The organism is Vibrio sp. 1CM7H, from assembly GCF_023161645.1.
Classification (GTDB): domain Bacteria; phylum Pseudomonadota; class Gammaproteobacteria; order Enterobacterales; family Vibrionaceae; genus Vibrio; species Vibrio diabolicus.
The window spans coordinates 738,710-752,069 of the sequence record NZ_JALNTV010000002.1; the positions used below are offsets into that span (position 1 = coordinate 738,710).

9 protein-coding genes are annotated in these 13,360 nt (G+C 46.1%); 7 read left to right on the forward strand and 2 right to left on the reverse strand.

Features of this window, described 5'->3' with window-relative positions:
- Window positions 1-77: 77 nt before the first annotated feature.
- On the reverse strand, window positions 78-1,856 hold the full coding sequence (aspS, locus tag MSG33_RS11630; RefSeq protein WP_074191083.1) for an aspartate--tRNA ligase: 1,779 nt from the start codon (window positions 1,854-1,856) through the stop codon (window positions 78-80).
- 306 nt (window positions 1,857-2,162) lie between these two features.
- Here aspS and MSG33_RS11635 point away from each other — a divergent pair, with 306 nt between their 5' ends.
- From MSG33_RS11635 to MSG33_RS11665, 7 genes are all read left to right on the forward strand, one after another.
- The gene (locus MSG33_RS11635; protein ID WP_248381142.1) at window positions 2,163-2,996 is read left to right on the forward strand and encodes a DUF72 domain-containing protein; all 834 of its coding nucleotides are present in this window, start codon (window positions 2,163-2,165) and stop codon (window positions 2,994-2,996) included.
- A gap of 93 nt (window positions 2,997-3,089) precedes the next feature.
- Entirely contained in the window at window positions 3,090-3,827 is a 738-nt protein-coding gene (gene cmoA, locus MSG33_RS11640) for a carboxy-S-adenosyl-L-methionine synthase CmoA (protein WP_048626189.1), read from the forward strand.
- 85 nt (window positions 3,828-3,912) lie between these two features.
- Window positions 3,913-4,884 carry a tRNA 5-methoxyuridine(34)/uridine 5-oxyacetic acid(34) synthase CmoB gene (gene cmoB / locus MSG33_RS11645; protein WP_167426749.1) on the forward strand — a complete coding sequence of 324 codons (972 nt, stop codon included), beginning with the start codon at window positions 3,913-3,915 and terminating at the stop codon, window positions 4,882-4,884.
- Between the two features lie 276 nt (window positions 4,885-5,160).
- Window positions 5,161-5,907: an ATP-dependent zinc protease gene (locus MSG33_RS11650; RefSeq protein ID WP_012841986.1), complete on the forward strand. Its 747-nt coding sequence runs from the start codon at window positions 5,161-5,163 to the stop codon at window positions 5,905-5,907.
- An 11-nt stretch (window positions 5,908-5,918) separates the two neighbouring features.
- Window positions 5,919-7,424: an inactive transglutaminase family protein gene (locus MSG33_RS11655; protein ID WP_005390741.1), complete on the forward strand. Its 1,506-nt coding sequence runs from the start codon at window positions 5,919-5,921 to the stop codon at window positions 7,422-7,424.
- A gap of 3 nt (window positions 7,425-7,427) precedes the next feature.
- Window positions 7,428-8,396, forward strand: coding sequence for an alpha-L-glutamate ligase-like protein (locus tag MSG33_RS11660; protein ID WP_104971473.1), 969 nt, complete (start codon window positions 7,428-7,430; stop codon window positions 8,394-8,396).
- Between the two features lie 220 nt (window positions 8,397-8,616).
- On the forward strand, window positions 8,617-8,769 hold the full coding sequence (locus MSG33_RS11665; RefSeq protein WP_005390736.1) for a hypothetical protein: 153 nt from the start codon (window positions 8,617-8,619) through the stop codon (window positions 8,767-8,769).
- A 127-nt stretch (window positions 8,770-8,896) separates the two neighbouring features.
- Here MSG33_RS11665 and mukB read toward each other — a convergent pair whose 3' ends face one another.
- Window positions 8,897-13,360, reverse strand: coding sequence for a chromosome partition protein MukB (gene mukB, locus MSG33_RS11670; RefSeq protein WP_248381204.1), 4,464 nt, complete (start codon window positions 13,358-13,360; stop codon window positions 8,897-8,899).

Genomic DNA, 13,360 nt, shown 5'->3' on the forward strand with positions numbered 1-13,360 from the left:
ATTGCTTTGGAAGTTTCTTAGGTTTATTTAAACAAAAACTCCCGCAGTTGCGGGAGTTTTCTTCAAATGTTGTGCGCTTATTCTGCGTCTTTTTCTTTCGCTGCAGTCACTGCGATTGCTAGCTCTTCTAGCGCAGCTGGGTTCGCAATGCTTGGTGCGTCTGTTAGTAGACACGCCGCTGCTGTTGTTTTCGGGAATGCAATAACATCACGGATGTTCTCGGTACCACATAGCAGCATCACTAGACGGTCAAGACCGAATGCAAGACCAGCGTGTGGAGGCGTACCGAATTTCAGTGCATCAAGCAGGAAGCCAAACTTAAGCTGTTGCTCTTCAGGTGTGATGCCTAGAATATCAAATACGGCTTCTTGCATATCTGCGTTGTGGATACGAACAGAACCGCCGCCAACTTCGTAACCATTTAGAACCATATCGTAAGCGTTAGAGTTTGCCGCAGCTGGGTTCGCTTTTAGCTCTTCCGCAGTCACACCTAGAGGCGATGTGAATGGGTGGTGCATCGCGTGTAGGTTGCCTTCGTCATCTTCTTCGAACATTGGGAAGTCAACAACCCATAATGGAGCCCATGCAGATTCGTCAGTTAGCTCTAGATCTTTACCTAGCTTCAGACGCAGTGCGCCCATAGCTTCTGCAACGATGCCCGCTTTATCAGCACCAAATAGGATGATATCGCCAGATTCCGCTTGAGTGCGATCTAGGATAGCGTTGATCACGTCTTCGTTTAGGAACTTAGCCACTGGAGACTGGATACCTTCCATGCCTGCAGCACGGTCGTTAACCTTCATCCAAGCTAGACCTTTCGCACCGTAGATACCAACGAATTCACCGTAGCCATCAATTTGCTTACGAGTCAAAGATGCACCACCTGGAACGCGAATAACGGCAACGCGGCCTTTCTCATCGTTCGCTGGGCCAGAGAATACTTTGAACTCAACGTCTTTCACTAGGTCAGCAACGTCTACTAGCTCTAGTGGGTTACGTAGGTCTGGCTTGTCAGAACCGAAACGGCGAATCGCTTCGCTGAATGGCATTACTGGGAACTGACCTAGGTCTACGTTTAGTAGCTCTTGCCACATATCGCGAACCATGTTTTCCGTCACTTCACGTACTTGCTCAGCCGTCATGAAAGACGTTTCGATATCGATTTGAGTGAATTCTGGTTGACGGTCAGCGCGTAAGTCTTCATCACGGAAACACTTAACGATTTGGTAGTAACGGTCAAAACCAGACATCATTAGAAGCTGTTTGAATAGCTGTGGAGACTGAGGAAGCGCGTAGAAGCTGCCTTTGTGAACACGGCTAGGTACTAGGTAGTCGCGCGCACCTTCTGGTGTCGCTTTCGTTAGTACTGGTGTTTCGATATCTAGGAAGCCGTTGTCATCTAGGAAACGACGAACAAAGCTAGATGCTTTAGCACGTAGCTTGATGCGGTCACTCATTTCTGGACGACGAAGGTCTAAGTAACGGTACTTCAGACGTTGCTCTTCAGAGTTCTTTTGGTTGAAGTCTAGAGGCAAAACGTCACTGCGGTTGATGATTTCAAGACCTGTCGCAAGGATCTCAACTTCACCTGTTGCCATGTCTTTGTTTGCTTGGCTTTCTGGACGAACGCGTACTTCACCCGTTAATTTGATACAGAATTCATTACGAAGTGTGTTAGCCACTTCATACGCATCCGCCATATCTGGATCAACAACTACCTGAACGATACCTTCGCGATCTCGCATATCAATAAAAATAAGACCGCCTAAATCACGACGACGGTTAACCCAGCCGCAAAGTTCTACAGTTTGTCCTGCAAGGGACTTGTTCAGGTGACCACAGTAATGGGTACGCATAATGAAATTCCCAATCTCTCAAATGTTGTTAACTACGCTCTGTCAGCCTCATTGCCAAGCAGAGTAAAGATTCAGTTATACGCTGAATGTCCACGAAAATCGACTACTCAACATACAATTAAGTGTGTTTTATCATTCACTGGTGCTTTTTAGTACAACAAATGTTCAAAAGCGCACCAAAGCGAAAAAATTGGTGGGGATTATAGCGTGAAATTACCTATTTCAGCAAAACTCTCGTAAAGTATTCACACGAGTAGCAAGCAGTAAAGAATAATGGATAACTTACCTCTTCGACTTGGATTGACAATGTGGTCGCATAATCAATGGCAACAAAGCTTTTACGGCAGCGGGACAAAGCCCGCTGAACGTTTAGAAAAGTATGCACAGGTGTTCCATACCGTAGAAGGCAACACGACATTTTATGCCACGCCGACGCTCAACACGGTGCAAAACTGGAGAGCAGCAACCCACGATGATTTTCGCTTTACTTTCAAACTTCCTAAAGCCATCACTCATGAGCAAATGCTAAGAGGTTGCAGCGAACAACTGAGAGACTTCATGAAAGTCATGGAGCCGTTGCATGACCGTGTGGGGCAATGGACAATTCAATTGCCAGCCGCATTTGGTCCTGAGCACCTTGATCGATTGAAAAAGTTCTGTGCGAGCTTTCCACCTAACTTCCCTCTTGGTGTTGAGGTTCGTCATATGGCATTTTTCTCCAAAGGTGAAGAAGAGCGAGCGCTTAACCAATGGTTAGTAGAAAATAACATTGACCGCATTATTATGGATAGCCGCCCTGTCTTTGCCGCTAAGCCAGACAATGAAGCGATCATTGATGCGCAAATGAAAAAACCAAGAGTACCAGTCCACGCCATTGCTACCGCTTCACACCCTTTGATTCGCTTTATTGGTCATCCAGAAGAACAGCAAAATTACGAGTTTTTTACACCATGGCTCAGCAAGTTACCGCAATGGATTGCAGAAGGTAAACAGCCGTATGTCATGATCCATACTGCGGACAATATAATTGCGCCGGAGTTGGCAGCCAATCTGTATAAAGACATACAAAAGCGTATAACACTTCCTGACTTGGCATCTTTCCCGGCTAACGATGGCAACTCGCAGTTACAGATGTTCTAACGCAACACATGACAGAGGCGCGAAATTCCCATAAAATACGCGCCTTTTTTGATGCCTAACGTTTTCAGGCGGCTTGTATGCAGAGACTTGGTTATGAACCCTAAGAGCAATCCAGATACTATTTTTTCGGCTCCAATCGATAAAATTGGGGATTTCACGTTCGATGAACGCGTAGCGGAAGTATTTCCTGACATGATTCAACGATCGGTGCCGGGTTACAGCAACATTATTTCTGCAATTGGTATGCTGGCAGAGCGTTTTGTAAAACCTCACTCAAACATCTACGACCTAGGTTGCTCTTTGGGTGCTGCTACGCTGTCTATGCGTCGTCATATCAAACAAGAAGGCTGTAAGATCATTGCGGTCGACAATTCACCTGCAATGGTTGAGCGTTGCAAATTACATGTAAACGCGTACCGAAGCGATACTCCTGTAGATGTGGTTGAAGCGGATATTCGTAATATCGATATTGAAAACGCATCAGTTGTCGTACTGAACTTTACTCTGCAATTTCTTTCTCCAGACGATCGTTACGCCCTGCTTGAACGAATCTACGCGGGTCTACGTCCAGGCGGAATTTTGATTTTGTCGGAGAAATTCGTCTTCGAAGATGAAGTGTCAAACGAGCTGTTAATTGACCTTCACCACGACTTTAAACGTGCAAATGGTTATAGCGAACTAGAAATCAGCCAAAAGCGCAGCGCGATAGAAAACGTAATGCGCCCAGATTCAAAGAAAGAGCATAAAGAGCGTTTCGCTAAAATTGGCTTTTCTAGCTACGATGTTTGGTTCCAATGCTTTAACTTTGGCTCTATGTTCGCAATTAAATAAACCTTGCATATAAATGCCCTGAATCACGCCGATTTAGGCTGTTATTTAATAATTTTAATACCATCAACTCAGCGATTAACTAACTATGTTTAACTTTGCAAACTTCTACCAATTGATTGCCCAAGACACACGTCTTCAACCTTGGCTCAATGTGCTACCACAACAGCTAACGGATTGGCAAAATGCAGAGCACGGTGACTTTGGTCGCTGGTTGAAAGCACTGAACAAGATTCCAGAAGGCTCACCGGATCAAATTGACATCAAGAATTCAGTGACCATCAGCAACGACACTCCTTTCCATGAAGGTGAGCTGAAGAAATTAGAGAACTTACTTCGTACATTCCACCCATGGCGCAAAGGGCCATACCACGTACACGGCATTCATATTGATACTGAGTGGCGCAGTGACTGGAAATGGGACCGTGTGCTTCCGCATATTTCTCCATTAAAGAACCGCAGCGTACTCGATGTTGGTTGTGGTAACGGCTACCACATGTGGCGCATGCTGGGTGAAGGTGCACGCTTAACCGTCGGTATCGATCCATCTCACCTGTTCCTAATTCAGTTCGAAGCAATTCGTAAACTAATGGGCGATGACCAACGTGCGCACCTACTGCCGTTGGGTATTGAACAACTACCTAAGTTAGAAGCGTTCGACACGGTATTCAGCATGGGCGTACTTTACCACCGTCGCTCTCCACTGGATCACTTGGTGCAGCTAAAAGATCAATTAGTGTCTGGTGGTGAACTAGTATTGGAAACACTCGTGATTGAAGGTGATGAGAATGCAGTGTTGGTTCCAACTTCTCGTTACGCACAAATGCGTAATGTCTATTTCTTCCCTTCAGCAAAAGCGCTGAAAGTGTGGTTAGAGTTGGTAGGATTTGAAGATGTGCGCATCGTTGATGAAAGCGTCACTTCGGTTGATGAGCAACGTACCACAGATTGGATGACGCATAACTCTCTACCAGACTATCTAGATCCGAACGACCCAAGCAAGACTGTAGAAGGTTACCCTGCCCCTCGCCGCGCGGTTCTTGTCGCTCGCAAACCATAATTCGCTGAGATTCCTGACATTGTCTTAACTCATTTTACGAGTTAAGACATTACCCTCTTTCCTCGTACTGAGCGTGTTTGTTTTTCGAGTCCATTTGTTACATCAAAACATAAGCACGCTCTAAATAAGGATGCGCTTTTATGTCCTTGATTTTTAGCTTTTCATCACTATTCCTCAAACAATAAGTAATAGAGAAACATTCTTACTTGTGAGGCTTTATCGATATGAGCTAAACTCCTAAAAAATAAACAACTTAATCCAATCCCAAGGTTTTCAATGTTATTACGATTGACCCCGATTGTTGCCATCGCCTTACTATCTGGATGCTCACTAACCAAAGGCGAACAGTACCACCAAGAAACGTTAGCGGCTATTCAAACTTCAGAAGCGAATGTCAATAATCGCATTACTAACTTAGAGCTTCAGCTCAGCAACCAATCGGACTATATCGACAGCCTTGAAGAACAAGTCGATAAACTACAGGTTGAACTTCTGACATTTCGTGATGAAGCAATGGCAGAAGTGAAAAAGCCAAAAGAGCCGATTATTGTCCAATCTCCTGCTCCTGTGGAACCAACACCAACTCATGATATTGTCCTTGGCTCAATTGAAAAGGTCACTATCGACTCCATTAAGCAGACTTTTGATGCACGTGTCGACACCGGTGCCGCAACCTCATCTTTAAATGCAGTTGATATTGAAGAGTTCGAAAGAAACGGCAAAAACTGGGTTCGATTCCACCTGGCAGATACCAGTAAATCCGAAGAAGAAAAAAATACTTGGATTGAAGCGCCTGTCATTCGTTACGTAAAAATTCGCCAAGTTACCAGTGAAGAACTAGAACGTCGCGCTGTAGTCGAACTTTGGGTGCGCGTTGGAAAAATTCATGAAAAAGCGCAATTTACGTTGGCAGATCGCTCGCATATGAACCATCCTATTTTACTGGGTAGAGAATTTATGCGCGACATCGCACTTGTCGATGTAAGTCGTACCTATATCCAAACGGACGAAGATAAAAAATAATAAGGTAGATTATGACGTCAAAAATACCGTTTTACCTTTCAATCATCTTATTGGTGATTGCGGGCATTGCTTTGAGTGTTTTCAGACATGAAAACTACGGCGTGCCTTGGACACCAGGCGAAACTCGTCAGGTATGGGATGTAGAGGCACGTATTGAGTTCAATGCTAACGGCAATGAAGTCAAAGCTTCACTCGCAGCACCTCATACACAAAGTGGTTATACGCTTATCGGTGAATCCGCTTCCTCTTCTGGTTATGGCGTTTCCTACATTAATTCTGATTCTGGACGTCGTGCCGAGTGGTCAATTCGTCAGGCCAAAGGTCCTCAAACCATTTACTACAAAGCGCAGTTCTTAGTGGACCCTCAGGCTAAAGTTACGCCTCTACCACCAACTGAAGACATTACGCCACCAACGCTATCAGCGCCACAAGCTGCGGCGGCAAATGCCCTTGTTGAGCGTGCGATGAGTCGTTCTGCCGACAATGTGACCTTTACTCGTGAACTCATCAAAGCGCTTAATGACCCAGACAGTCAAAACTCATCGCTACTACTGAATGACTTCAGCCGTACTGATGCACTACATAATATTTTGCTTACCGCAGGTATACAGAGCAAAACTGTCGGTGTTATCGAACTAGAAGATGGCCGTCGACGCCAAACCATTCAACCAATGGTTCAGGTTTGGTCAGGTAAAGATTGGGTACTGTTCTCACCAAATTCCGAACAGAAAGCCGTGAAACCAAACTTATTAGTTTGGGATGAGTCGAATGTATCCCTGCTTGATCTTGTTGGTGGTAAAAATAGCCAAGTTCATTTCTCAATGATCAAGCAAGAAATGACTCCACAGCAAGCGACGAACAACAAGATAGAAGCTGATGGGCTGCTGAATATTTCAATTCATAGCTTGCCTCTTGAAGAACAAGCAATGTTTAAGACCATCATGCTGATCCCTATCGGTGCCCTTATCGTGGTGTTCTTGCGTGTGATTATCGGTCTAAAAACATCCGGTACTTTCATGCCAGTACTGATTGCTGTTGCATTTGTTCAAACCCAGCTATTAACGGGTATTGTCGGTTTCTTACTGATCGTTGGCACAGGCTTGATTATTCGAAGTTACTTATCGAGGTTGAACTTACTGCTTGTAGCACGGATATCAGCGGTCATTATTACCGTTATTATGATCATTTCGGTGTTCACAGTAGTCGCATTTAAGATGGGTTTAACGGAAGGCTTAACAATTACGTTCTTCCCTATGATCATCTTATCATGGACAATTGAACGTATGTCTATCCTATGGGAAGAAGAAGGTGCGAAAGAAGTCGCTCTGCAAGGTGGGGGCTCACTGCTCACCGCAGTATTGGTTTACTTAGCGATGACGAACTCATACATTCAGCACCTAACCTTTAACTTCATTGGTCTACAGTTGATTGTTCTGGCCGGTATTCTATTGCTAGGTACTTACACAGGTTACCGTCTAACTGAGCTACGTCGTTTCAAACCACTAGCGGAGGACTAAACGATGTTCGAAAGTTTTACTTCGCCAGCTAAGCTTCGCCATAAAGGCATTATGGGGATGAACAAACGTAACCACAGTTATATCGGCCGTTACAATGATCGTTCTAAATACCCATTAGTTGATGACAAACTCAAGACTAAAATCATTGCGCAGGCAGCAGGAGCGACAGTCCCTGCCCTGATCGGCGTTATTCATAACCAAGCAGAAGTAAAGACTATCCACAAAATGGTTGAGAACTGGCCTGGTTTTGTAATCAAACCTGCACAAGGTAGTGGCGGTAAAGGCATTCTGGTTGTTACCTCTCACAAAAACGGGGTATATACCAAACCCTCCGGCTCTACAATAGGTCGGGATGAGGTCGAGCGTCACATTAGTAATGCACTTGCAGGCCTTTTCTCTCTTGGTGGTAAAAATGACGTTGCTGTGGTTGAAAACTTAATCAAGTTTGATGACTGTTTTGATGGCTTCAGTTATGAAGGCGTACCAGATGTTCGGATCATCGTATTTAAAGGCTACCCTGTTATGGCAATGATGCGCTGTTCTACGGCGGCGTCGGATGGTAAAGCAAACCTTCACCAAGGCGCTGTGGGCGTGGGCATTGATATCGCCACAGGTAAAGCAATCCGAGCGGTGCAATTCGACCATCCAGTCACCCACCATCCGGATACCGGCAAAGACCTTTCTACCCTCCAAGTCCCGCACTGGGAGCGCTTGCTTGAGCTTGCGTCTAGTGCGTGGGAGATGACAGGGTTGGGATACATGGGCACTGATATGGTGTTAGATAAAGAGGAAGGGCCTATGGTTTTAGAGCTCAACGCTCGTCCTGGCTTAGCAATCCAAATCGCTAATGGTGCAGGCTTGCTTCCTCGTTTGAAACACATAGAGAGCCTCGGCACACCTGCCGAGTATCCAAAGCCGATTGAACGTGTCGCCTACGCAGCAGAGCAGTTTGGGGTAAAACCGCAGTTCTAATCGCCAATCACAATATCATTCGCCAGTAATTGTTCGGATTGCTGGCGTTTTTTGTTTCCGTTTCCAAAACCGTCTACCTACTCATCTTATTAAACAAACCTATCTCACCTATAACTTGAATCAATGATCGAGCTAACAGAATCAACATAGATCGTTTCTTTTCTCCTTTAACTTTTGAGTATGATGAGGTCTCCCCTTACTCAACTTGAGAGGTTGAGAAATGCTAACAAAAGAAACAGATAACGATGAACCAGAGCTTGAAGAACAAGAGAGCTTAGACCAGCATTTACAACGCTTGTCTGAGCTTTCTGTCCAAGCACTTGAAGAGCTTGCTGAAATGATCGATATCAGAGACGATATTTCAGAGGAATAAAACTTAGCCTCCCCGCTAAGTTCTATTAATAAGCCGAGACTGTCGTCCTACAGTCTCGGCTTATTTTATACGCTAACAAATACAAAAACGCCCGCAATAAATGCGGGCGTTTTGCTAGATTCGAAGTTTACGATTCAAACTCTTCGATCATCTCTTGCGCTTCGGTCTTAGGCTTATCCGTTTGACCAAAACCACGTAGACCAACTACGTGTACGTGCTCATGGTCTTTAAACACCTTACGCACCAACTTGTAGGTAGTCCCTTTCTCTGGGCTGATGTTTTCTGGTGCCGCAATAAGAAGTTGCATATCCAGACGGTCACACAATTCGAACAATGTCGCGATCGATTTAGCATCCAGACGCGCTGCTTCATCCAAGAAGAGCAAACGACAAGGCACAATGTCTTTGCTGCGCAGACGACGAGACTCTTCTTCCCAGCTTTGCACTACCATCAGTAGGATTGACTGACCAGTACCGATCGCTTCACCTGTTGATAGCGCGCCAGACTCGGCCTGTAGCCAACCATCTGTACCACGGTTCACTTCTACACTTAGCTCTAGGTAGTTACGGTAATCCAGTAGCTCTTCACCTAGAACTTGCGGTGAACGTTGACCCATATCGATGTGTGGGTTCACGCGTTGGAACAGTTTCGCCATCGCTTCTGAGAAGGTAAAACGAGTCGATTCAAACAGGTCTTTATGCTGCTCTTGTTGTGTCGCTAAACCATTCAGTAGCACTTCGTGACTTTCACGGATCTTCACGTTTAGACGTACGCCCTTCACCTGACCAAACGAGATGTTCGACAAGCCTTGGTTCAGCATACGAATACGGTTTTGCTCACGCTGAATCGTCTTCTTGATGATGCTCGCTACCGACTCAGAGCTGATCGCTAGGCGGTTTTCACGTTGCGTTAGCTCTTCCGTTAGACGCGCCAGTTCCACTTCCATCTCTTCGATCGCTTCTACTGGGTCATCGGTGCGGATGATGTCCTGACGAATACGCTCACGAAGGTGTTGGTAAACCGCAATGTAGAACAGAACTTTACGCTCTGGGCGAGCGTTGTCTTCAGACAAACGGAGTGCATCACGCAAGTCATCATTGTTTGCAACAGCAAGACGCAGCGCACCCAATGATTTATCCGACATGGAACGCAATTCATCTGCCGACATATACGCCAGTTCACGTTTGTGTAGACGACGCTCAACATCGTTTTCACGCGCTAAGCGAAGTACTGAACACCAACCCGCTTTCGCTGCAACTACAAATTTGCGCAGCTCTGCGTATTCTTTCTGCACTTTCTTCAGACGTTTCGCCAAGCCTTTCATCTCAAGCTCGGTCGACGTTATCGTGCGCTCGTATTCACTCTTACGGCTACGTGAAGTATGTAAGCGTTCTTGCAGCTCGTCACGACGGCGCATTGCACGCTCTTCCGCGCCTTCATCGGCATTTACGCCATACTCTTGCAGCTCTTGTTTGAACTCTTGTACGGTTTCTTGCTTAGCTTGATGCGAACTCTTCAAAGACGCCAATACTTGGTTGTATTGGTTCATTTGTCCTTGTGCTTGCTTCAACTCTTCACGAGAACGAGTACGAGTCTGTTCAGCTTGAATCAACTTCGCTTTTAGCTGCTCACTCAGTTCGCTACTTTTGTTCAGAAGATCAACCGAGTCTGAGTAAGCGAAGTAGTGACGACGTTCAACCAGATCCGAGAGTGCAAAGATTTGCTTCTTAAGATCTTGTAACTGTTCATCTGCTGCTTTGTATTCTGCTTCTAGTGCATCGAATTGCTCTGGGTCAGCATCAAGCGCAGACGCAATATTTTCTAGTTGCGCGACGGCTTTTGCATGGTTGTTTAAGAAGTTTTTCGCCTCTGCAAGCTGAGCGATTTTCTCTTCTAGCTCATCAAAACGCGCTTGCAATGATTCATCTTCAACAAGCACCATGTGTGATGATAACTTGTCCAGAGAAGACAGTGCTTGCTTACTAGTTTGAAGCTGAGAGCGTTGCTGCTGCTCTTTTGCATCCAGATCCGCCAGCACGCGAGCGATTTGGTTACGCTTATCACGAATGGTTGCGAGCGCTTGTTCTGGATCAGCGTCAAAAGCTACTTGAATGTGGTTAGACACAAATTGGTTAAATGCTTGGTACAAACGCTGCATTTTCTGAGAGTCAAACGCCGCTTTTGCGTGCTTCTCTACCACTTCTTCTCGTTCGTTACGCAGCAACTCTAAACGCTGCTCACGTGCCGCACGACCAAACAATGGGATCTCAGGCAAGCGAGAGTAACGCATTTGGCGATCGTTCATGCGAACACAAACCGCGCCCTCTAACTCTTCTGCATCGAACGAGCTGTCATCAAAGGCATCGATGTCACCTTCAATGATGTACAAGTCTTCTGGACAGTCGTCTAGCTCTACCAGTTTCTCTTCGATACCTGACAGGTCAGAAACAACGATAGCGTGACGAGCCGGACCGTACATCGCACTGAAGTAAGGCGCATCATCAATCGTGATGTCATCGTAGATCTCAGACAGTAATACACCGCCTAAAGTATCAGCCAAACCTTTCAGGCGAGGGTCGTTTGAACCACCAGGAGAAGCAAGACGTTCAATCTCAGTGTCAAGCTGACTGCGACGCTCAGCAAGTTTATCTTTAGCTAAGGACAGCTCCCTTTCTTGCTCAAGAACAACCTGCATGTGGTTCATTACCGCATGGCGATCCTCAAGGTCTGCCCCGCTCTGCTCTCTCAGTTTCTCTAGCGCATCATTAGCCGCAATCCAAGCTGGCGCTATCGCTTCAAGTTTACTGATTTCTGCCGCCGCGTTTTGCTCTAGACGGCGCTGTTCACCACGCTGATCACGAACTTCTTCTTGAGCTATCTCTAGTGATTCGATTTGCATCGCATGACGTTCACGTTCTTGTTCAAACGTAACTTCATCGGTTAGCTCGACGTGATATTGCTTTTTGTATTCAGCAACCAGTTCACGTGCTTGACGTTGCTGATTGAGGCTACGCTCAAGATCGTGATGTTGCGCTCGCCATTGCTGTTCGTTTTGTGCAATTTGCTGTGATTCTCGAGCTTTAGCGATTGCCAATTTTGCGTGCTCAGAGGCTTCTTTGCGCTCAACAGGGCCAACGATGCTCTGTACAAGCTTCAATGCAGTATCAAACTGCTCTGCCGCAGCTGATGACATATCGAGCTTATGTTTCACAGACAACAACGTATTGGTATTTTCCGACTCTTTGTTTTTCAGCTCCGCCACTAACGCTTGTGCGGATTCTGCCGTTAGGCTGTCATCGCCAAGTAGCTGCTTCGCTTTCTCCAGCGCTTGAACGGCTTGTTGGTATTGAAGCGCGCGAGTTTGCTGAACGTCAAGAGCTTGCTGATAATCAGCAAGTTGCGTCTTAAGGCTGTCCACCTCTTCTTCTGCAACGGTCGCTTGCTCTTCAGCCATCATCACGCGTTCTTGCGCTTCTTCCACTACCATCATTTGTTCTTCAAGACGCTCGCTCAGCTCTTCAAGATCTTCTTGGTAACGTTCGATCTTCTCTTGCTGACGCAGCGCGTTTTGCACCAGTTGCAAGTGATCCGAAGCCGCTTGGTAGTCTTGCTCTAAAGAAGATTCTGATTCGATCAGCAGTTCCAGCTCTTCTTGAACGCGGTTAAGCAGGTTGTTTTGCTCAATCAAGGTCTCGCGAGAACCAAATAACTCTGAACGCAAAGACAGTGTCTGTTCTAGTTTTTTACGACGCTCGTTGGCGTGGCGCATATAATCCGCAGCCACGTAGTTGGTCGACTCTGTAATCAAATGTTTGAACAAGTCACGGTCTGCTTGCGTAGTTTTGATCGCTTCTAGCGTCATGCGGTTTTCACGCAGCGCCGATTCCATATCTTGGAACGCTTTCTTCACGCCGCCGTTTTGTGGCAGAAGGTAGTCACGTAGCGAGCGCGTAATCGCACTTGAAATACCACCGTAAAGCGATGCTTCGATCAAGCGGTAGAATTTAGAGCGGTCACCAGAGTTACGCAATTTCTTCGGAATCACACCGAATTCAAACATTTGTGCGTGGTAATCCACGATAGAAGAGAAGGCTTTGAACTGAACGCCTTCAAATTCCGCGATCGATTCTTTTACTTCGTTGATTTGACGTACACGAGCTTGAGTCGCAGATACGCTTTCAACCAAGATATCCGTTGGTTTAACATGGCTAGGAAGACCTTGGATAACAAACGGTTTGATGTCTACTTTCTTATCACGACCCGCAACTTGCTGCAGTTTTACTGCAAACAATAGGCGTTGGTTACGTGAGTTCACCACGTCCAGCGCCGCGTAACACGCGCCCGGTTGTAGCTTACCGTACAAACCTTTGTCGCGAGACGATTGGCTGCTGCCCGCTTCGGTTGTGTTACGGAAGTGCAGTAGCGTTTGGTCAGGAATCAATGCGGTGATGAACGCCGCCATTGTGGTTGATTTACCTGCACCGTTACCACCTGATAGCGTGGTGACCAGACCATCGATGTCAAAAGTACGGGCAAAGAAGCCGTTCCAGTTGACCATGGTCAGCGATTGGTATTTACCGCGTTCAATCAT